Genomic DNA, 21,508 nt, shown 5'->3' on the forward strand with positions numbered 1-21,508 from the left:
GAGGGCTGACGCATGATGATGGCGCTCCTCCGCCGACTTGGGCAGACCGTGTTTGTTCTGTTCGGAATTTCAGCGCTCGTGTTTCTGGTGTTTTTCGCCACACCGGGCGCGGACCCCACAGCCCGTATTGCCGGGCGGAACGCCTCCCCCCAGACCATGGAAAAAGTACGGCAGGAATATGGGTTCGACCGCCCTCTGCCTGTGCAATACGCCACTATGATGAAGAAGCTGTTCATCACGCAGGACCTCGCCTCTTATGTGGACCGGGGTGAGCTTGTGGTGCCGGAAATTGCCCGTGCGGCTCCGGTTACGGTTTCTCTGGTATGTGGAGCGGCTCTTATCTGGGTGGTGCTGTCCATTGCCATGGGCACCATCGCTGCGGCCCTAAAAGGCACATGGATTGATCGTGGGCTGATGATGCTGGGGTTGATCGGCATTTCCATGCCGGTTTTCTGGCTGGGGCAGGTTGCCAATCTTATCACCCAGAGCCGGTATCATGACACATGGTTGTTCTCATGGGTGCCGGGGCTGGGCTACGTGCCGCTGACGGAAAATTCGTGGGGATGGTTCAAGGCGCTGGTCATTCCGTGGATTGTTCTGGCCGTCATGTTCATCGGGATTTACAGCCGCGTCTTAAGGGCGGATCTGGTGGCACTCTCCGGCGAGGACTTCATGCGCACGGCACGTGCCAAAGGGCTTTCCCCTACCCGTATTCTGCTGCGCCACGGCCTGCGCACCTCGATGGTGACCTTTGTCTCCCTGTTCGGGCTGGATTTTGCGCAGCTTGTGGGCGGCGGCGCTTTGTTGACGGAAGTGGTGTTCGGGCTGCCCGGTGTGGGGCGGCTAACCTATCAGGCACTCACCAATCTGGACCTGCCGCTGATTATGGCCACCGTGATGTATTCCGCCGTGTTTGTGGTGCTGGCCAATGCGGTGGTGGACATCCTCTATCTATTCCTGGACCCGAGGGTACGTGATGCCCGCTGAGACCGCTCCTCCTATGACCGCTCCGCTACTGGATGTGCGAGACCTGTGCGTCAGCTTTCCCTCCCGTGGGCGCATGATCCCGATTGTGGAGCATGTGTCCTTCACGCTGGGTGAGAGGGATATTCTCGGGCTGGTGGGGGAATCCGGCTCAGGCAAATCCGTCACCGCCATGGCGCTGATGGGGTTGATTGACAGCCCCGGCGTGCAGATTACCGGGTCTGCGCTGTTCCGGGGGCAAGAGCTGGTGGGAATGCCACAAAAGCAACTTCGCCGCCTGCGCGGGCGCGAGATTGCCATGATCTTTCAGGACCCGATGACGGCTTTTACGCCGGTTTACACAATCGGCTGGCAGATTGATGAGCAGATCCGCGCGCATGAGCGCCTCTCCCGCAAACAGGCCCGCGCCCGGACGGTTGAACTGTTAGCTGAGATGGGCGTGCCTGACCCGGCCCGTACGGCAGACCGCTACCCGCATCAGCTTTCCGGGGGCCTGCGGCAACGCGCCATGATTGCCATGGCGCTCTCCTGCAATCCGTCCCTGCTAATTGCCGATGAACCCACCACAGCGCTGGACGTAACGGTGCAGGCGCAAATTCTGGACCTGATCCGCTCCCTGCGCAGCACCTACGGTTCCTCCGTGCTGCTGATTACGCATGACATGGGCGTTGTGGCCGAAACCTGTGACACGACACTGGTGCTGTATTCCGGCCGGGTGGCGGAAACCGGCCCGACAGAGGCCCTGTTTGCCCACCCCGGCCATCCTTATACGGCAGCTCTTCTGGCTTCTATCCCGCCGCTGGATGGCCCACGCCCCCACCGACTGCCCGCCATTGCCGGAGCACCGCCAGCCCCGCTGGAACGCCCGGCGGGCTGCGCCTTTGCGCCGCGCTGCACCTATGTGCACGACACCTGCCTGCCCGCTCCACCGCCGCCGCTGGTACCGACGGGATATGATCCCCTTGCTGCTCCGCAGGACGACGCAACCGCACAGGTCTCTGCGGCCGCCCCATCGACCCAACCTGTCCAGTTTGCCGCCTGTGTTCTCCCGGCAGAAGGCACACCTTTGCCTCCACGACTAACGTACAGCGAGCTTTCGGCTGGCGATGAGGCTGATGCGACAGGTTTTCCCCCTTCCTCATTTGCTGCTGGGGAACCTCACTAATGACCACGTCAGCCGCTTTCTCCGCGACTAGCGCGCCCTCCAGCGCGAGTGCCAGACCACTGCTGGAGGTCCGGGACGTGCGCAAGACCTATCACCTGCCGCGCGGGCAAACCCTGAAGGCTGTTGATGGGATTTCGCTCTCTGTCATGCCGGGAGAAGTGCTGGGGCTGGTTGGAGAATCCGGCTGCGGCAAGTCCACGCTGGGCCGGTGCCTGCTGCGCCTGACGGATGTGTCGTCCGGGCAGATCCTGTTTGAAGGACAGGACATTACCCATCTGAGTGAACGCGCTTTGCGCCCGCTCCGCCAGCGGATGCAGATGGTGTTTCAGGACTCTTATGCCTCGCTCAATCCACGCCGTCGTATTGGGGATCTTCTGGCCGAACCGCTGAAGGTTCATCCCGACCCGGACGGTCGGAAACGCTCGCGCGCGACCATCGCAGCCCGCCTGCATGAACTGATGGATCTGGTCAGTCTGCCTGCGGCGGCACTGGACCGTTATGCGCACGAATTTTCCGGCGGCCAGAGGCAGCGTATAAATATTGCCCGTGCGCTGGCGCTCTCGCCTCGGCTGGTGGTGGCGGATGAGCCCGTGTCCGCGCTGGATGTGTCCGTGCAGGCGCAGATTGTTAATCTGTTTGCAGACCTTCAGGCCCGGCTGGGGCTGACCTACGTATTTGTTGCGCATGATCTCGCAGTGGTGCGACAGATTTCCACCCGCGTGGCCGTCATGTATCTTGGCGCCGTAGTGGAACTGGGCGAGACAGATGCCGTACTGCACCGCCCCGCGCACCCTTATTCTGCCGCGCTGACGGCTGCGGTGCCCCGCCCTGTGGTGGGCGCCATCCGGGCTGCGCCGCTGGGTGGCGATATTCCCAGCCCGGTGGCACGGCCTGCAGGCTGCCGCTTTCATACCCGCTGCCCGTTTGTGCAAAACCGCTGCCGGGCAGAAGAGCCTGCCCTGCGCAGGATCGGACCGAGCCATTCTGTCGCGTGTCATTTTCCACTGGCAGAAGGGTGAGCTGGCCAGTATGCAGAAAAGCCCTCACCTTGCAGGGCATCACTCTGACGGATAAAGCCTGAGCCCGCATGTTCCGCCTCTCTGCTTTAAGCGCCTGCGTGCGTTTTTATGCCTCCCTTTTGGGAATTGCCGTGATTTTTCTGGCACTGGATGCCGGAGCTTTTGTGCTGCGAAACCTGCTGCCAGAAGGACCTCGGCGGCGAAAACTCGGCCGCTTCTGGCTCTATCATGTCGCCCGTTTTTCCGTGCGCTTTCTCCACGCCATGGGCATTCTGGACTGTGACCTGCGTGAGCTTGCTGCCATCCGGCAGGAAAGCGGGCTGGTGCTGGTTGCCAACCACCCCTCCCGTCTGGACAGCCTCATTCTGGCTGCGGCCCTGCCCCGGCTGGTATGTGTGACCAAAGCGTCCATCTGGGAACGCCCCACACTCGGTAGCACCCTCCGCACGGCAGGCTATATCCGGCATGATAGCTTGTTAAAGCTCATTGCCCCTGCAACGGACAGCCTGAAAGAAGGCTGTCAGCTTCTGCTATTTCCCGAAGGAACACGCTCCCGTGCAGGCGCAGAACCGGGACCGTTCCAACCAGGCTTTGCCGCCATTGCGCAACGCACCCACTCCGCCGTGCAACCCATTCTGATTGAAACGGACTCCCCTTATCTGTCTCAGGGCTGGCCCTTCCTGCGCCGCCCACCACTCCCCATGCGCTACAAGATCCGTCTTGCCCCACGCCTCCCCGCACCTGCACGCGACGAAGCCAGTGGGCGCATACTGGTGGAAACAACAGAAACCCTGCTGAAACAGGGGCTAACGCAAACAACGTTACGAGAGACGTAACGACTTGCAGATCGAAAATCAGAGCACAGAAGCAGAAAATTTTACCAAACCACCTTTCTGCTTTATGAAAGTGGCCTCTGATAGCCTATTTTTCTTTCTGGATATTTCGTGATGCCTGAAAACGCCGCCTCCGCCGCAGAGCGCCTGCACGCTGTTCTGACCACACTGCGGACCACCATGGATACGCAGATCAGCACTGCGCCTTCCGTGCGGGAAGAACATAGCCATGGCGAGGCGATGAATGCCTCCTGCCTGCCAGCAGCGGTGGTTTTTGCAGAAAGCACGGAGGATGTTTCCGCGGTTCTCCGTGCCTGCCACGCCCAGCGTGTGCCGGTGGTAGCGTTTGGGGCTGGCACATCGGTTGAAGGGCATGTGGTGCCGCCGGAACATGCCATCAGTCTCGACCTCTCCCGAATGACCGGCATTCTTGCCGTCAATGCGGAAGATCTGGATTGCCGCGTTCAGGCCGGGCTGACGCGCCAGAGCTTGAATGCGCAGATCCGCGATACCGGATTGTTCTTTCCGGTCGACCCCGGTGGCGAGGCCACGCTGGGCGGTATGTGCGCAACCCGTGCTTCTGGCACCGCCGCCGTGCGTTACGGCACCATGAAGGAAAACGTGCTGGGTCTGACGGTCGTTCTGGCAACGGGTGAGATTATCCAGACAGGTGGACGTGTACGAAAATCTTCGACAGGGTATGACCTGACCTCTCTGTTTGTTGGGTCAGAGGGCACACTAGGCATTATCACGGAAGTCCAGCTGAAATTGCATGGACGCCCTGAAACATTATCAGCCGCAGTCTGTCAGTTTGAAAATCTGCATGATGCTGTGCAGACCGCCATGGAAATCATTCAGTGCGGTATTCCCATCAACCGCGTGGAACTGATGGACCCTGTGCAGATGCAGGCTTCCATTCAGTTTTCCAAGCTGGAAGGGTATCGTCCTCTCACCACGCTGTTTTTTGAATTTGCCGGTGCCCCCGCCGCAGTGGAAGAACAGGTGAGCGCAACCGAAGCCTTGGTAGAAGCCAATAACGGGCTCGGTTTTGCATGGGCTGAAAGTGCGGAAGATCGCTCCCGCCTCTGGAAAGCCCGGCATGATGCGTTCTGGGCCGCCAAAGCGCTGGACCCGCAGGCGCGCGTCATTTCCACCGACTGCATTGTGCCCATCTCCCGCCTCGGCACTCTGATTGATGGCGTGTATGAGGATATCAAAGCCTCCGGCCTGCGTGCCCCGTTGCTGGGGCATGTGGGGGATGGAAATTTCCATACCCTGATTATTACGGAAGACACGCCGGAAGGGCACGCTCAGGCATGGGAACTGGACAAAAAGATTGTTGCCCGTGCACTGGCTTTGGAAGGCTCCTGCAGTGGGGAACATGGCGTTGGCATGGGTAAGCTCGATTTTCTCGAAACTGAGCATGGCGCTGGCGCACTAAGCGTTATGCGTGCTCTGAAAAACACTATGGATCCGCACCACATTCTCAATCCGGGCAAGCTTCTGCCCACAGGGCCAGTCTATCAGGGATAAGACTGTTCTCGGCCCGCATGGAGAGGAGTTGGAGTCACATAACGCCTCCCTTCTCTTCTCTGAGACCCGGCGAAATGCGTTCAAAATGGGACGATATTGCTCCATGCTTTAATCTGAGGAAGAGCCTATCCACTGCGTTAACGAATGCAATTCCTGCAAAATATACGGAAAAATCTATTTTCATATAATTGGAAAAGTTCTACAAATCAGCACTATTAAGATCATATGTTCCTTTTACGATTTTGAAGATATTGAAAAATAAGGACGCCTAATGATTACAGAAAATACGATTTTTCGTAAATTCTTGATCAAAATCCTTTTGACTATCGAATATTCTCTCAAAAAAGAAAAATTCCCTTCTTTCGATTTTGCGTCTCTTCCGAAGCTTCTGGAAGACTGGGAATATTTACAAAGAGTTCAGCCAGATAATGGGCTGATTACAATAGGAATCGGGACCATACGCCTGCTTCTTGGCATTCCAACAGCCTCCGAACCCTTTGAGTTCATCAAATCAAAATCACAGTCCCGGATCTGCCGTATTTTACTCATTGCAACCCGCCTGCGGTTTTCTCACTACACTCTGGCCTATGAGGACTTTCAGTCTCTCCTCACCAGCTATACAGACCTTGATCTCCCTGCTTTTCAAGTGCTGGCCGATGCGGTGTGTTTTGCCACGAACAAGGCAGGATGGTGCACATTTTCAGGGTCAGGCAAGATCCATCTGACTTTTCGCAGGTCTGTTGATCTGGAAGATATCAGTGTTGTGATAGATGGCATCAGTTATCCTGCCTCCTCCTTTGAAATTCTCTCAAATGATAAAAGAATTTCTATTTTTCTTCTGGAAGACTGGAAGCTTTTAAAACAAATCCATGTCACTATTCGGCAAGACACCTTGCTGGGTGGTCTGTTTGAAATCCCACATTTTCTCAAAACAGAAGGATTTGTTTCCGCTGGTCCAGAAGGCCTTTCTGGCTGGGCGCGTTCCCCAGCCAACCCGGAGGCGGCGGTAAAACTGGTCCTTACGCCCCATGACCCCATCCAGAAGCCCATCCACCTTTTTACCGATACGGTAAAATTCTTTACCCCAGCGAATATTGCCGGAGATACAATCAAACATGCTTTTTCGATAAAAAAAGAAAAACTTGCATCAAAAGCAACTTTGTTCAGTGTTTGCTCTGAGCATGGGAAACCTTTGTATGGAAGCCCCCTCGCTCTTGATCCCTTTGCAGAAAGCGCCAGACAGTATGCGCTGGATATCTCTCGCCTCTTCCCGGCTACCTCCTTAGAAGAAGGCACCTTTTCTCCGGTATCTTTATCAGAAAAACCAACAAAAAAACAAAAATTCCCTTCTGTTGCGATCATCATTCCGGTTTACGATGGTTTTCTAGCCACCAAAAATTGCATTACTCTGTGCCTGAAACACAAAGCACCTCACGTCCGGCTTATTATCGTGAATGATGCCTCTCCAAATCCAGATATTCTAAAATACCTTTTTCACATTAAGAATAAACCTGACGTTTTTATCCTCAACAATGAGAAAAACCTTGGCTTTCCAAAATCTGTTAACCGGGGGCTGCGTCAGAGAAGACCGTATGAAGATGTTGTTTTGCTCAACAGTGATACACTTGTGTGTCGTAACTGGCTGACACAACTCCAGAGGGCTGCCTATGCGCAGACCGACATTGGCACAGCAACGCCTCTTTCAAATAACGCCACTATTTTCAGCTATCCTTCAGAAACCGGGATCAACCCCATTCCTGACGCCAGAGCCTGTCAGGACCTTAGCGCGATTATGAGCAGGATGTGGCACGGAGAAACAGTTGATGTTCCGACAGCTCACGGATTTTGCATGTATGTCAAATCTGCCTGCCTGGAACAAACAGGTTTGCTACGAGAAGATATTTTTGCGCAAGGGTATGGGGAGGAAAATGATTTTTCTTGCCGAGCCACAGCATTAGGGTGGCGTCACGTCGCCTGTCTGGGAACGTTTGTGGGGCACGCAGAAAGCCAGTCTTTCAGTCCCGTCAAGTCGGATCTGATTGCCAGAAACCTCGACATTATGAATGGGCTGCATCCGGGTTACGACCAGCTTATAGCACGCTGGCAGGACCGAGACCCGCTCGCCCCTTACAGAAAGAAACTGGACCTCGCACGACTGCACAACAGCAGACCATTTTTGAAATCTGTTATCCTTATCATGCATGATCGGGAAGGCGGCATTCTGCGCCATGTCGGGCATCGGGCATCGTTTTATGAACAAGCCGGTGTTGCTGCGTTTGTCATGGTGCCTGAAATTCATCGTTCCGGCCGCCCGTTTTGGAGACTGAAATCCCTCCGGGACAAGGATTATCCAAACCTGACCATTCCCCGCAATGCCTTTAGTTTCAGAGCACTTTATAAAGAACTCAACTGTGAAAAATTTGAAATCCACAGCTATATTGGCAGCTCAATTGAAAAGATTTTCAGTCTTTCAGAGCTTGGCTTGCCGTATGACATTTATATTCATGATTATTCATGGTTTTGCCCGCGTATCACGCTGGTGGCTGATGAAAACCATTATTGTGGCGAGCCCGACCTTAAAACCTGCCAGAACTGCGTAAATACCTTTGGCAGCCGGACTGACGATCCTGCACCTTTACAAAAACTCCGATACTGGAGCCGAAGTCTTCTGGACAATGCACAGCACGTCATCTGCCCTTCCCAGGATGCGGCCAATCGTATCCAACGACAGTTCCCCACCATTCAGGCTGATGTTACGCCGTGGGAGCATATTCTGAATGTTGATACGCTTTTCTTTCCGCAAAAAGCACCCCATGAAAAACGCATTATCGGGATTCTGGGCGCAATCAGTATTGAAAAAGGCTATGATATTCTGCTTGATTTAGCGCAGTTCATCAAAACACATCATATTCCCATTCAGCTGGTTATTATTGGCTATAGCTGCAATGACGTGCCACTTCTGGAAACCGGCGTTGTCACCATAACCGGCCGTTATCAGGAATATGAAATACAGCCCCTGACCGAAAAATATGCGATCGACTGGTTTTTTCTACCGTCGCTCTGGCCCGAAACATGGTCGTATGTGTTGACGCATATCTGGACGAGTAACAGAGCCGCTATTGTGTATGATATTGGAGCACCGGCAGAAAGAATAAAGCAATCCGGGGGTGGGCTGGTGATCCCACTGCACACCTCCCTGCCTTCTCTTATTGCCATTCTCATGGCCCCGTATGCCTATCTTGGTGCGTTCAGGACACAGGGAGATGCGCTTGCCGGCCTGTCGGATCCGATAGCTGGATGACTTCATAAAGCCGAATAAAACGATACTGTGGAGAGGGACTCAGTCCGCCATCACGGTCAGTTGCCAGGCCGGGCTGATCTGTTCTTCCGGGGGCTGAATCCATAGCGGGGTGGCGTTAGGCAGCCGGACATTGGCTGGCAGACTCATGGCGGAGCGGAGCGCCCGGAACAGCGCGCCGTGTGCGACAATCAGAGGAATCCCCCCTGCTTCGGTCGCCCGGTTGACCGCGGCCACAGCCCGCGCCCGCAGGGCTGCAAACGGTTCGGCACCGTTGGGGGTGTAATCTCCGGCAATCCAGCTATCGTACCAGTCACCCATCGGCTGGCCTTCCTGCTCACCAAAGCAGACTTCTTCCAGCCCGATATCGGTCGTCAGCGGCAGTGGGGCACATCCCTCCGCCACCAATCCCTGTTGCACAATGGTGGCCGTTTTCAACGCCCGGTCGAGCGGGGAGCTGACAATGTGCGTGATGGGCGCATGGGTTTGAATACCATCCTGAAACAGCTTCGCCGCCGCATCGGCCTGCGCAATCCCCGTCGCGTTCAGGGGCACGTTGGTGCGCCCCTGAGACAGACCTTCACGGTTCCAGTCGGTCTGGCCGTGACGAAGATACCAGTAAGAGCGGGGGTGAAGCTGTGTCATGGATCTCAATCAAACAGGGAGGAGACGGAACTCTCATCAGCAACGGCCCGCATGGCCTGCGCCAGCAGGTTGGAAATGGTCACCTGCCGGATGTTGTGCGCTGCTGTCACACTTTCAGTGGCCATGATGCTATCCGTCAAGGTCAGCATTTCAATCGGGGAGTTTGCGACACGTTCCACAGCCTGCCCGGTCAGCACGCCATGCGTCACGTAGGCACCGACAGACGCTGCACCGTTATTGGCAATGGCCCGTGCTGCGTTGCACAGAGAGCCACCACTATCGACAATATCGTCCACCAGCAGGCAGTGGCGGCCACGCACGTCACCAATCACGTTCATCACTTCAGACACACCAGCGCGTTCACGCCGTTTGTCGATGATAGCGAGGTCGGTATTCAGGCGCTGCGCCAGCTGCCGCGCACGCACCACACCGCCTACGTCCGGGGAGACGATCATCAGGTCACGATCACCGTAACGGCTGAGGATGTCACGGGTAAACAGCGGGGCGGCATACAGGTTATCCACCGGAATGTCGAAGAAGCCCTGAATCTGCATGGCATGCAGGTCCAGCGTCAGAACGCGGTTGGCGCCAGCTTCCACCAGCAGGTTGGCAACCAGCTTGGCGCTGATAGGCGTGCGGGGGCCGGATTTACGATCCTGCCGCGCATAACCAAAATACGGGATGACCGCGGTGATTCGCCGGGCTGACCCACGCCGCAGCGCGTCCAGCATAATCAGCAGTTCCATCAGGTTATCATTTGTCGGGGTGCAGGTGCTCTGGATGACGAACACATCCTCACCACGCACATTTTCATGAATTTCGACAAAGACTTCCATATCCGCAAAGCGGCGGACAGTCACATTACACAGAGGCAGGGACAGTTCCGCGGCAACGGCCTTGGCCAGCGGCAGATTGCTGTTACAGGCGACAATCTTCATGATAAGGAGGGTTCCCGGCTTTTCTACGTTAAGGTGAGACGGCTACAGCGGGGCCGGGTTTAGCAACCACAACGGCTGTTGTCATCCATGAGAGACGCTCGACAGGGCAGACACACACGCAGCGTGGCAAAAAAGCACAATCCAAACGCGCCCCTCTCACCCGTGCTCTTGCACACAGGCACTCTGTTCTCTATCGCCATGGAGTATCATGGACAGCATGCAGACCACCCCCGCAACCGGATATACGCCCTCCCCCAACACGCCGGAGCCGGTGCTTACTCTTCTGCCGGAAAAAGGCACGTCCTACCTTGGCCATGCCTGGCAGGATCTCCTCTCCGGCATGAAGCTGGCGCGGCTGGGGGCTACGCTGGGCTGGCTGGATATCAAGCTGCGCTACCGTGGTTCCATCCTCGGTCCGTTCTGGCTGACAGCCTCAACCGCCGTCATGGTGGCGGCCATGGGGGTGCTGTATGCCTATCTGATGAACATGGATGTGCATAAATACCTGCCCTTCCTGACCCTCTCCCTTGTCCTCTGGGGGTTTGTGGGTAGCACTCTGCAGGATGGCTGCACCACGTTCACCTCTGCTGCGGGGCTGATCCATTCTGCCCGGATGCCCTACAGCCTGCATGTACTGCGCGCCACGGTGCGCAACCTGCTGACGCTGGCGCACAATATCCCCGTGGTTGTGGTGGTTTTCCTGTGGTTCCGGGTGGCCCCATCGTGGTCCTGGAGCATGGGGGCTGCGTGTGCGCTGTGGATTTTTGACAGCTTCATGGCCACGCTGCTGCTCGGCATTCTGGGGGCACGCTTCCGCGATGTGCCGCCCATTGTGGCGAGCACCCTGCAGATCCTGTTTTTTGTGACCCCTATTCTATGGGCCCCGGAACTGATGAAAACCGGGCAGGATTGGCTGCTGCTGGACCCGTTTTTTCCGCTGATGGAAATTGTGCGGACACCGTTTACTGGGGACATTGTCAACACGGCCATCTGGCCCGCAGCCCTTGCGTGGTCGGCGGGACTGACGGTGTTCACCTTCGCACTGTTTGCCCGCATGCGGGCCCGTCTGGCTTATTGGGTGTAACGCATGGTCGGTATTACGGTCCGGGATCTGGAAATCTCCTTCCCGCTTTATCACGGCAACGCCCGCAGCCTTAAAAAGACCATCCGCAACTCTCTGAGTGGCCGGTTTACGCATGATGAGCGCGACCGTGTGGTGGTGCAGGCCCTACGGGATGTCAGCTTCACACTCAACCCTGGTGACAGGCTGGGGCTGGTTGGCGGGAATGGCGCCGGCAAGACCACGCTTTTGCGCGCACTGGCCGGTATTTATGAACCCGTAAACGGCAGCGTGACTGTCAGCGGGCATATTGGCACGCTGCTGGACCCCTCACTGGGGATGAACATGGAACTGACGGGACGCGAGAATATCCGCCTGCGCGGCATGTTCGCGGGACTCTCCCCATCTGACATCCGCACGGTGGAAGAGGACGTGGAAGCCTTTGCCGGGCTTGGCTCCTTTCTGGACCTGCCGGTACAGACCTATAGCTCCGGCATGACCGTACGGCTCTCCTTCGGTCTCGCCACCGCCATCATGCCCGATGTGCTGCTGATGGATGAATGGTTTATGGCGGGAGATGCCTCCTTCCGCCAGCGCGCCCGCAAGCGGCTGGAAACGCTGGTGTCCAAAGCCGATATTCTGGTGCTGTCCAGCCATATGGCGGACGTCATGGCCGACTGGTGCAACAGGCTGATCTGGATGGAGGAAGGCCGTATCCGTATGGATGGCCCGACCCGCGAGGTTCTGGAAGCCTATCTGGGGCACCCGCTGGAAGATCTGGAGGAAAAAGAGGCGGTTCCTGATCCCATTCTTCCCGCAGAAAATGCTGCCGAGCCCCTCATCATCCCCTGACCCTCATACCCTCCTGTCTTCTGCCGTGCGCTCCCGGCAGACAGGGCATTCAGCTTTCCCCATTCGCGCCGGGTAGCAGGCATGACATACTTCCCCGCATCGCGCCGGATTGACACGATACGGCACCCGCACGGTACCAGAACGGAGCATATATGACCCGGCAACCTCCGCCCGGCAGACAGAAGGCCTGTTTTACAACCGGCAGCATCATGCGGCACGTGATTGTCATGGCAGGCACCGGGGCCATTGGCCTGATGGCCGTTTTTGCGGTGGACATGCTCAACATGGTCTATATCGGCCATCTGAATGACCCGGCCCTGACAGCGGCCATCGGGTTTGCCGGTGCCGTGCTTGGCCTGCAGATTGCCGTCTCCATTGGCATGACCATTGGCCTGAGTGCCGCCACCGCGCGGGAGATTGGCGCAGGGCGGCATGAAGAAGCCCGGCATATTGCCTCCTCATCCCTGATTGTCACGCTGGTCGTCGCGTTGCTGCTCGGGCTTATCACCTCGCTTGCTGCGCATCCTGTGCTGCATCTGTTTGGTGCACAGGGCGATGCACTGGAACATGCCACGGCCTATCTGCACGTTGTCAGCCCTTTTCTGCCGCTGATCTGCGTCGGCATGGCGGCATCCTCTCTGATGAGGGTCGTAGGCGACGCCAAAGGCTCCATGCACATTACGCTGCTGGGGGCCGTGGTTGCCGCGGTGCTGGACCCGCTGATGATTTTCGGGCTGCATGAAGGGCTGACCGGGGCAGCTATCAGCACCGTGCTGTCCCGCCTTGTGGTGGCGGCTGCCGGTCTGCGCGGGGCCTTGCGGCATGACATGATTGCCCGCCCTGACCTCTCCCGCATTCTGCCGGATGCCCGGCATGTGGCCGGTGTAGCAATGCCTGCCATTCTGACCAATCTGGCCACACCGGTTGCCGGAGCGTATGTGACCGGAGCCATGGCAAGCTTCGGGCTGGAAGCCGTGGGCGGACAGGCCTCCATCGAACGTATGGTGCCGGTGCTGTTCTCTCTGGTCTTTGCCCTGACAGGCTCGGTCGGCCCTATCATGGCGCAGAATCTGGGGGCCGGGCAGTATGACCGGGTGCGCGAGACGCTAACGGCAGCCCTCAAGCTCGTCATGCTCAGCGTTGGCTCCACATGGGTGCTGCTGGCGGCCTTGCAGGATTACGTGGTGGCCGGGTTCCATGCACAGGGCAATGCTGCTCTGCTCATTCATCTGTTCTGCTCATGGACTATTGGTGCCTTCCTGTTTGTCGGCATGTTGTTTGTAGCCAACGCGGCGTTCAATAATCTGGGCTTTCCGCTCTATTCCACCGCCTTCAACTGGGGGCGAGCTACACTGGGCACCGTTCCTTTTGTCTGGTTTGGCAGCCGTTTCGGTCCGGCCGGGGTACAGCTGGGGCACGCGGCAGGCGGTATTGTTTTTGGATCTCTTGCCGTGATTACCGCGTTCAGAGTCACGCGCACACTCAGCAGCCCATGCCCCGCCCATGTTCCGGCGGGACCGGGAGAAGTGCCGGTTTCAGACGTCCCGACCGTGAGTGCGGAAGCCGCCATGGCGGAACTGGACGAGCTGGAAGCGCCGGCCTTTCGTGAGACGGACAGGAGTGAAGACCATGTCAAAACTGACCACTGAAGAACGTAATGCACTGCCGGACGATGCCTTTGCCCTCCCCGGCCGCCGCTACCCGATTCCAGATGCCACGCACGCGCGGGATGCGCTGGCCCGCGCCAGCGAAATGCTGCACCGGGGTAGCCTGACGCAGGATGAATACGACACCATCCACACCAAAGCCGAAGAAGTTCTGCGCCGCGAGCGCATGTAGCTGCCAGCTGGAGGCCAGAGATAGCCTCTGGCCTGAGACCCAAACGCATGGCATCAAGGCCGGATGACTTTCATTTTAGCATCCGGCCCGTCTTTTCATGCTTAATCGCCTGTATGCCCGCGTGTTACGGCACGCAGCCAGCCCCAATGCCCCCTGGTGGCTGGTGGCTCTGGCCTTTGCGGAAGCCAGCTTTTTCCCGCTTCCGCCGGAAACGCTGCTGGTACCCATGGTTCTTTCCCGCAGGGATAAGGCATGGGTTTATGCCGCCCTCTGCACGGTTGCGAGTGTGATCGGCGGCATTCTGGGCTGGGCAATCGGTGCTTTTCTGCTGGAGCATCTGGCTCTGCCGATTGTACATTTTTATCATGCCGAACATACGCTGACAGCCCTGCAGGACAAATTCCGCCAGTGGGGTGTGTGGATTATCCTGCTCAAGGGGCTAACGCCTATTCCTTACAAATTTGTCACCATTGCCAGCGGCATGGCTCATTTTGCCCTGCTGCCTTTTATTGTGGCCAGTCTGGTGACGCGTGGCGTGCGGTTTTTTCTAGTCGCCGGACTTTTATGGAAATTTGGCGCACCGATTCAGGATTTTCTGGAACGCCGCCTGCCTCTGGTAATGGGCGTTTTTGCCGTCCTGCTGGTAGGCGGACTGCTCGCGCTGCGGTATCTGTGACGCCAGATCTCTGCACGGCTGCCGCGCTGCCTCCTGCCTTGCAGGGCAGCCGGTTCCGGCGCAAGACAGCATAAAGAGCAACCTCTACAAACAGATTGCAGGGAGACGATGAGCATGCCAACGCAGATCGCTGTCATTACCGGTGCCGGAGCAGGCATTGGCCGGGCTGCCGCCCGTGCGCTGGGCCGTGCAGGCTTTGACATCGCCCTGCTGGGCCGGAATGAAGACCGGCTGAAAGACGCAGCGGAAGAACTGGCCGCCCATTCCATTCGCACGCTGGTGATCCCGGTAGATGTGGCGGACGCCGACGCAGTTGAGCAGGCTGCCATCCAGATTGAAGCCGAGCTTGGCCCCATTACTGTCTGGGCCAACTGCGCCGGCGCAACGGTGGTTGGGCAAGTTGCCGTGCTGTCCGCCAAGGACATTCAGCGCGCAACGGAAGTCACCTATCTGGGCAGCGTAAACGGCACGCTGGCGGCTTTGAAGCATATGCGTCGCCGTGGGCATGGGGCCATTATCAATCTGGATCTGGCACCTTCTCTGCGGGGTCTGCCTTTGCAGGCCGCTGAGAATGGGGCCCGCTCTGCCCTGCGTGGTTTTTGTGAAAGCCTGCGCCCGGAGCTGCTGCATGATGCAGACCGGATTCGGGTTGTCATGGTGGACCTGCCCGCTATCAACACCCCCCGCTATGGCTGGACTCGTAACCTGACTGGCAAGCGCCTGAAGCCCGTTGGCCCGGTTTATGAACCGGAAGTCGCGGCAGAAGCCATTTGCCGGGCCGCCTTTACCACCAGCCGCTCCATATCCATTGGCCCCAGCACCACGCTGGCCGCCATCTGGCGCATTCTGGGTCCGGGCTGCCGGGAAGCCCGCATGGCGGAGCATGGCTATAAGGCCCAGCTGGAAAAAACCTGTGCGGACAAGAACGCTGCGGATGATCTGTTCAAATCCGCCCCCGGCGCATTTGCCGCGCATGGTGCGTTTGATGAAAAAGCGCGGCGCGTAGACAGCCCCCTGTCCTTCTTTGTGACGTCCAGCGTGCGAGCTGGCCTGTTTGGCGCGGCATTGGCTGCGGGGCTCACAGGCCTGATCACCCACATCCGTAACGGTCGCCGTTAAGGCGCCCACGGAGCGCGAGACCTTAAAGGCACCGCGCTCCTGCGTCCTGCGAAGCTCCATCGTGGCGCTCCCTCGCGCCAGCCATGCTGGTGCCACAAAATGCAGGACAATTCTTACTCGTAAAACGTGCAACCAGCTTTTCGGAGGCCCTGCTTCCAATCAATCTGGAGCCCGAAGGCTGGTTTTCGCATGACTCTTTTCTGGCCTTAAAACAGGAGGCTCCCTAGCGTGATCCCGTCTTTTCTGCGTCGCTCCCTGCTTGTTGCGACCATTTGCGGCGTAAGTGCTGCCGTTCTCTCACCGCTGTCCGCTGAGGCTGCGACCACCACTCTTCGGGGCAACGTGACGTATCGGGAGCGGATGGCTCTTCCCCCGTCTGTTGTGGAAGTCCGCCTGCTTGATATTTCTTTAGCGGATGCGAAAGCCCCCGTTCTGGCCAGAACATCCCTGCGCGCCACGCGGCAGGTGCCTATTCCCTTCACGCTGAAGTTCAACCGCGCCCTGCTGAAAGCCGGCCACAGCTACGCGCTGGAAGCCACCATTTTTGTGGAAGGCCGGCCGTGGTTTATCACCACCACACAGACGCCGGTGCCAGAAGGCAACACGTCTGGCATCACGCTGGTTCTCAGCCGGGCATCCGCCAGTGCAACAGCCAGCCCGATCGGCACATGGAAAGCCGAACGGCTGGGCGATGCGCCGGTGACGGAAAGCAGCAAAGCGCCCACGGTGAGCATTGCGGAAGACGGCACGGTATCGGGCTTTAGCGGCTGCAACCGGGTGCGCAGCAAAGCCACGCTGGATGGCGCAAATATCACCTTTGGCCCCATGCTGACAACGCGCATGGCGTGTCTGCCTCAGGCCATGGCAACGGAGCAGCTGTTTCTGAAGAATATGGACGCCACGCGCGGCTGGCATCTCGCCCCAACCGGCGATGTGCTGGCGCTGGTCGATGCGCAGGACAAACCGACTATTGTATTCCGCCGCCAGTCTGATGACACAAGCGAGGGTGCCTCTAACACGGCAGCGCCGACTTCGGGCACTCCTGCGACCGACACGCACGCTGCGCCTATTACCCCGACACCGCGCTAACGGCTGTTATCTGGCGTGGGCCAAAGCAGCCCACGCCAGACAGGCCGGTGAAAGTCTCAGATCATTTTAGTTGAGTTTGCCGCGGCTGGCCTTCTGGTCACGCCGCATCTGCTCGTGCAGTTGCAGAGCTTTCCCCAGACGGTCCGCATCCTGCGGCGCCAGCACCAGCCCGACCGGACCGTACGCCGGATGCTGGAAAGCCAGCAAAGAACCATCCGTCCGTGCTTCGGGCTGCAAAGCCCAGCGGGTGCGGGTTACGGGTGTAAAGGTTGCCCCTTCAATCGGCGGGATTTCATGGTCCGCCATCATGGTCTGACGCAACCGCCCCAGCACCGTAATCAGGCTGGTCACTTCATCCAGTGAAAGTGGCACTTCAACCGTCGGCTCGTCACCCTGCCCCGGCAGAGTCATCTGAACAGTGGTGTTGTCTTCAGAGAGAGTCAGGTCAATTTTAGAAGACATAAGGCCCCCCTTTATTATGGACTTCACTTTATCAGAGTTCTGAGCAAAGCGCTTACGGTTCTTTTTTGGCCAGATTTAGACCAGGCCACCACCCCAGACCCACCAGCCGGGTTCCGCCTGCGCCAGACGCGCTGCCGCGGCCTGTGCACTCTGCACGGAGGGGAACAGGCCAAAGCAGGTCGCGCCCGATCCACTCATGCGGGACAGCAGGCACTCAGGCAGTCCCTCAATAGCCGACAAAACGGTTTTGACTGGCGGACACACCACGCAGGCCGGGGCTTCAAGACTGTTATCCAGCCGGGTCAGATCCGCCACCATACTCGCGGCATCCGTCCAGCGGGCGGGCAACGGCGCACGCGGTAAGAACGCGCCATCACGCTTGCGGAACACATCCGGGGTGGAGACAGCCTGACCACAATTCACCAGCACCATGCCGCAGGCCGGCAGAACCGGGGCAGCACTCAATTCCTCGCCAATGCCTTCCATACGGGCACTCTGGCTGGCCAGACAGACCGGCACATCCGCGCCCAGCTTTTCCGCCAGTCGCAGCAGCGTGGCGTGATCCACCTGCGCATTCCATGCACGGTTCAGAAGGCGCAGTGCCGCAGCGGCATCCGCCGAGCCACCGCCAATGCCGGACGCCACGGGCAGGTCTTTCTCCAGCACCAGACGACCGCCGCGCACCTGCGCATCAGGGCCGCACGCAGCTTCCAGCGCAGCAGCGGCTTTCATCACCAGATTATCCGGTCCTGCCGCATCGCTCAGTGCTGTCCCAAAGCGCCCCGCCAGCACAAGATGCAGGGCTTCCGGCCCCGGCTCATACCGCAGGCGGTCCCCGGCTCCTGCAAACACCACCAGACTGTCCAGCAGATGGTAGCCGTCAGACCGTTTGCCAGTGACATGCAGATAAAGGTTGATCTTGGCCGGCGCGGCTTCGGTCAGGGTTTTGGTGGTGGGGTCCATCGTGGCTGACGTCACGGCGTGTGCTTTCCTCCGCTTTTGGCAGGGCCGCTCTCGGCCGGAGGGGCGCTCTGCTGCTGTGTGGCTTTATTAATCCCGGCTGCCGAGGCGCGTGCCAGTGCGGCTCGGATCAGGGCTTCATCCGTTGGTTCGGGGTGCAGACCAAGAGCGACGTTCCACTGGTCCACTGCCTCGCTTTGCCGCCCGGCGCGCCAGTAGGCCTCCCCCAGATGGTAATTAACCTCCGGGTCTTCCGGCGTCTGCTCGGCAGCGCGCTCCAGCAGAGCGGTGCCGCCCGCCAGATCTCCCTGCTCTACCTTAACCCACCCCAGACTATCCCGAATGGCGGCATCCTGCGGGTCGAGATCAGCGGCCTTGCGCAGCAGGGCTTCGGCCTCACCCAGATTCTCTTTGCGCTCCACCATGGAATAACCGAGGAAATTGAGCAGCAGCGGTTCATCCGGGGCCATTTTCAAGGCCTGTTGCAGGTCTGCCTTCGCGCGGGGCCAGTCACCTGCTTCATGATACGCTACGGCCCGCAGGAACAGGAGCGACCAGTCCAGCGTCTTGCTGGCTGTCGCCTGCGTCACGGCCTGATTATAGGCCGTAATGGCGCCCTTCCAGTCCTTCTGAGCAGACAAGGTATTGCCTAAGGCCCGCACGGCCAGTCCTTGCCCGCCCGTATCCTGCGCAAGGTGCGTCAGAATCGTGCGCGCTTCATCCAGATGCCCGGTCGAGCCATCCACCAGCGCCAGACGGAAAGCGGCAACGGGGTAGAGCGGGTCTGTTTGCGGGATACGCAGCAAAGTCTCACGCGCGGCAGTCTGATGGCCTTCATCATCCTGAATTTCCGCCAGCATCAGCCGGGCTTCCGCCAGATGCGGGTCCAGCCCCAACGCAAAACCCAGCATCAGACGAGAGGCTTCATCAAACTGATGATCACTCGGACCGGGATGCTGGCTCCGCCCCTGCTGGCGGCCCTGCTGACGCAGGAGAAACGCCGTCAGAACATACGCGCGGGCAATACCGCTCTGCGCGGACGTGACGGGGAAATGGCTGATAGTCGCCTGCAACTGGGCTCCGGCCAGCGCCAGCACCGGGTCCGCCTGAATCATGCCCCGCATGAGCGTACGCGCCTTGTCCTGCTGCCCCTGCGACCAGAGCCATGCGGCCTGAGACCGCGTGAGCAAAAGGTCATAACCCGGCATTATTTTGGCAGCCTGCGCGAACAGGTCTCCCGCACGCGCGGTCTGGCCAGCCGTCTGCGCGATCATAGCGGCGTGCAGCGTATAAAACGGCACCAGCACAGAACCCTGAATGTGAGTGAGAGACGCAATCGCCTCATCCGCATGATGCTGCGCCTGCTGACACCATGCCTGAAGCAGCGGCATAATAAGGTGCGCCATAGGGTCTGCGCCGGCTTGCTGGTAGAAACGGGCTGCTTCCGTCCAGTCACCCCGTGCTGTGGCATCGTTCCCCAGCACCAGCGAGGAAATGATGCTCTGCCCTTCCGGAAGCTTCGCTGTCACGCGCGCCAGCGGCACGGCCTCAGGGTCTCCGGCCAGCACGCTGCGGATAAAGGCCTGTTTCAGAAGGTCCTGATTGGTGGGGTCTGCGGCGGCGGCGGCCCGAAAGGCCCGGGCTGCGTCCAGATCATCCCCCTGATGCGTGGCCACCACGGCAGTGAGGAACGCCCCCGAATCGATGTGGCCGGCCACTGGCAAGGCTTCACTTTTGGTCTGAAGCGGTGTGCCCGGGGCTTTTTCCGGTGGGGCTGTCTGGCTGGTTTCTGCCCCTTTGGGAGCGGCAGCACACGCGCAGGGGGTCAGAACCGAAGCCGATAGCAGCAGGAAAACCGTAGGCAGAAGGCGACAAAACAGCATAATGACCCTATCCAGGAGCGGCAGAGGCCCTAACAGGCCATTGGATACGCCCCGTTCCGTCAAAGACTGGGGAGACATGACATGAACGGCGGATACTTCTCTACCCTGCCCGCAGCCAACCGCCAAACCGGCCCCTCCTTTTTGTGGCAGTTTATCTGATGGACGCCGCTCTGTCTCTTCTGCGCCTGTACGGGGAATGGGGCGTGGATACCGTGGTGGGCGACTCCCCCGTGGACCAGCGCCTCGCCCGCTTAGGAAAAATGCGTTTCCCCGGTGAAGAGCCCGCAATGCGGCGCGCGCCGGATGGTCGTCTGACCGGTGCTCCGGGTCGCGCTGCGCCGCCTGCCCCCTCCGTTTCTGGCCAGACACCCCCACCGTCCACAGAGACCGCACGCCCTCGGGGTTCGGCGGCACAAAGTGGCCCGGCTTTGCTGGCGCAAACACTGGCACAGGCGCGGGCTCTGGCAGCGGCGGCCACCACGCCGGAGGCCTTGCGCTCGGCTGTCGATGGTTTTTCCGCATGCGCTTTGCGCACAACTGCCATGCATACCCTCTTCCCAACCGGCCCCCTTCAGGCCCCGCTGATGATTATCGGGGAAGCCCCGGATGCGGATGAAGACCGGAGCGGCGCAGTCTTCTCCGGCCTGTGTGGTGACCTGCTGGCCCGCATGCTCACCCCGCTGGGGCTGGACCGCCAGACCTTGCTGCTGGCCACGGCCCTGCCCTGGCGGCCACCGGGCGGACGCGCCCCGACTGAAGCCGAACTGAAGCTGTGTCGTCCCTTCCTGGAACGAGCCATTGCCCTGTTTGCCCCCCAGCGTTTGCTGCTGTGCGGGCGGCTTCCGGCCCGGATGCTGCTGGACGCCAAAATGCCCCTACCCCGCAAAAGCTGGGGGCCTGCGGCCATCCCCGGTCTGGCCTCGCCCCTCCCCACCCTTGTCATGCGTCACCCGCTCCAGCTGCGGGCCAGCGCCACCGCCCGCAAGGAAATCTGGCAGGACCTGATGCTTGTTGCACAAACGCTACGGGGTAGTGGCTGAATCCACGCCAGAGCCGGAGGAACATCCTGAAGTCATAACAATAAAGCCGACTCTATTCAGACGACAATTTCCTTATTAAACACAAGTAGTTCCTCTCCTATTCGCCAGCTATT

General features: G+C 59.0%; 19 protein-coding genes. 14 read left to right on the forward strand and 5 right to left on the reverse strand.

What is annotated here, in order from left to right:
• The first annotated feature begins 12 nt into the window (after positions 1–12).
• The 6 genes from KP703_RS08345 to KP703_RS08370 all read left to right on the forward strand — a co-directional run bounded on the left by KP703_RS08345 (position 13) and on the right by KP703_RS08370 (position 8,835).
• Positions 13–987 carry an ABC transporter permease gene (locus KP703_RS08345; RefSeq protein WP_215754487.1) on the forward strand — a complete coding sequence of 325 codons (975 nt, stop codon included), beginning with the start codon at positions 13–15 and terminating at the stop codon, positions 985–987.
• Positions 977–2,149 (forward strand): ABC transporter ATP-binding protein, encoded by a 1,173-nt coding sequence (locus KP703_RS08350; protein WP_215754488.1) that lies wholly within the window; start codon positions 977–979, stop codon positions 2,147–2,149. The genes KP703_RS08345 and KP703_RS08350 overlap by 11 nt, the downstream gene beginning before the upstream one ends.
• Positions 2,149–3,168: an ABC transporter ATP-binding protein gene (locus KP703_RS08355; protein ID WP_215754489.1), complete on the forward strand. Its 1,020-nt coding sequence runs from the start codon at positions 2,149–2,151 to the stop codon at positions 3,166–3,168. Before KP703_RS08350 ends, KP703_RS08355 begins: the two co-directional genes overlap by 1 nt.
• Positions 3,169–3,236: 68 nt before the next feature.
• On the forward strand, positions 3,237–4,004 hold the full coding sequence (locus KP703_RS08360; protein WP_215754490.1) for a 1-acyl-sn-glycerol-3-phosphate acyltransferase: 768 nt from the start codon (positions 3,237–3,239) through the stop codon (positions 4,002–4,004).
• Positions 4,005–4,115: 111 nt separating this feature from the next.
• On the forward strand, positions 4,116–5,534 hold the full coding sequence (locus tag KP703_RS08365; protein WP_215754491.1) for an FAD-binding oxidoreductase: 1,419 nt from the start codon (positions 4,116–4,118) through the stop codon (positions 5,532–5,534).
• Between the two features lie 271 nt (positions 5,535–5,805).
• Positions 5,806–8,835: a glycosyltransferase gene (locus KP703_RS08370; RefSeq protein WP_215754492.1), complete on the forward strand. Its 3,030-nt coding sequence runs from the start codon at positions 5,806–5,808 to the stop codon at positions 8,833–8,835.
• A gap of 39 nt (positions 8,836–8,874) precedes the next feature.
• Here the strand turns inward: KP703_RS08370 and KP703_RS08375 are convergent, their stop codons facing one another.
• Together KP703_RS08375 and KP703_RS08380 are read right to left on the reverse strand one after the other, a co-directional pair.
• Complete coding sequence (locus KP703_RS08375; protein WP_215754493.1) at positions 8,875–9,477, reverse strand: histidine phosphatase family protein; 603 nt, start codon at positions 9,475–9,477, stop codon at positions 8,875–8,877.
• A gap of 5 nt (positions 9,478–9,482) precedes the next feature.
• The gene (locus tag KP703_RS08380) at positions 9,483–10,415 is read right to left on the reverse strand and encodes a ribose-phosphate pyrophosphokinase (protein WP_062142141.1); all 933 of its coding nucleotides are present in this window, start codon (positions 10,413–10,415) and stop codon (positions 9,483–9,485) included.
• Positions 10,416–10,623: 208 nt separating this feature from the next.
• Between KP703_RS08380 and KP703_RS08385 the strand changes: the two genes are divergently transcribed.
• The 7 genes from KP703_RS08385 (at position 10,624) to KP703_RS08415 (ending at position 17,050) form a co-directional block, all read left to right on the forward strand.
• Positions 10,624–11,499 (forward strand): ABC transporter permease, encoded by an 876-nt coding sequence (locus KP703_RS08385; protein ID WP_215754494.1) that lies wholly within the window; start codon positions 10,624–10,626, stop codon positions 11,497–11,499.
• A 3-nt stretch (positions 11,500–11,502) separates the two neighbouring features.
• Complete coding sequence (locus KP703_RS08390; protein WP_215754495.1) at positions 11,503–12,327, forward strand: ABC transporter ATP-binding protein; 825 nt, start codon at positions 11,503–11,505, stop codon at positions 12,325–12,327.
• Positions 12,328–12,479: 152 nt separating this feature from the next.
• Positions 12,480–13,976, forward strand: coding sequence for an MATE family efflux transporter (locus tag KP703_RS08395; RefSeq protein WP_062249208.1), 1,497 nt, complete (start codon positions 12,480–12,482; stop codon positions 13,974–13,976).
• On the forward strand, positions 13,957–14,166 hold the full coding sequence (locus KP703_RS08400) for a hypothetical protein (protein WP_043551466.1): 210 nt from the start codon (positions 13,957–13,959) through the stop codon (positions 14,164–14,166). The genes KP703_RS08395 and KP703_RS08400 overlap by 20 nt, the downstream gene beginning before the upstream one ends.
• Before the next feature lie 97 nt (positions 14,167–14,263).
• A complete protein-coding gene (locus tag KP703_RS08405) occupies positions 14,264–14,842 on the forward strand; it encodes a YqaA family protein (protein WP_062142137.1) in 579 nt (192 codons plus the stop codon).
• A gap of 114 nt (positions 14,843–14,956) precedes the next feature.
• Positions 14,957–15,961: an SDR family oxidoreductase gene (locus tag KP703_RS08410; RefSeq protein WP_062249247.1), complete on the forward strand. Its 1,005-nt coding sequence runs from the start codon at positions 14,957–14,959 to the stop codon at positions 15,959–15,961.
• A gap of 228 nt (positions 15,962–16,189) precedes the next feature.
• A complete protein-coding gene (locus tag KP703_RS08415; RefSeq protein ID WP_215754496.1) occupies positions 16,190–17,050 on the forward strand; it encodes a YbaY family lipoprotein in 861 nt (286 codons plus the stop codon).
• Between the two features lie 66 nt (positions 17,051–17,116).
• Here KP703_RS08415 and KP703_RS08420 read toward each other — a convergent pair whose 3' ends face one another.
• The 3 genes from KP703_RS08420 to KP703_RS08430 form a co-directional block, all read right to left on the reverse strand.
• A complete protein-coding gene (locus KP703_RS08420) occupies positions 17,117–17,512 on the reverse strand; it encodes a hypothetical protein (RefSeq protein ID WP_043551558.1) in 396 nt (131 codons plus the stop codon).
• A gap of 75 nt (positions 17,513–17,587) precedes the next feature.
• Positions 17,588–18,475, reverse strand: a complete 888-nt coding sequence (locus KP703_RS08425; RefSeq protein WP_215754532.1) for a 4-(cytidine 5'-diphospho)-2-C-methyl-D-erythritol kinase — start codon at positions 18,473–18,475, stop codon at positions 17,588–17,590.
• Between the two features lie 11 nt (positions 18,476–18,486).
• Positions 18,487–20,355 (reverse strand): tetratricopeptide repeat protein, encoded by a 1,869-nt coding sequence (locus tag KP703_RS08430; RefSeq protein ID WP_215754497.1) that lies wholly within the window; start codon positions 20,353–20,355, stop codon positions 18,487–18,489.
• 143 nt (positions 20,356–20,498) lie between these two features.
• Between KP703_RS08430 and KP703_RS08435 the strand changes: the two genes are divergently transcribed.
• Positions 20,499–21,395, forward strand: a complete 897-nt coding sequence (locus tag KP703_RS08435; protein WP_231874900.1) for a uracil-DNA glycosylase family protein — start codon at positions 20,499–20,501, stop codon at positions 21,393–21,395.
• Positions 21,396–21,508 lie beyond the last annotated feature (113 nt).

The sequence above is a fragment of the Acetobacter sp. P5B1 genome, from assembly GCF_018811985.1.
In the GTDB taxonomy this organism is placed as follows: domain Bacteria; phylum Pseudomonadota; class Alphaproteobacteria; order Acetobacterales; family Acetobacteraceae; genus Acetobacter; species Acetobacter cerevisiae.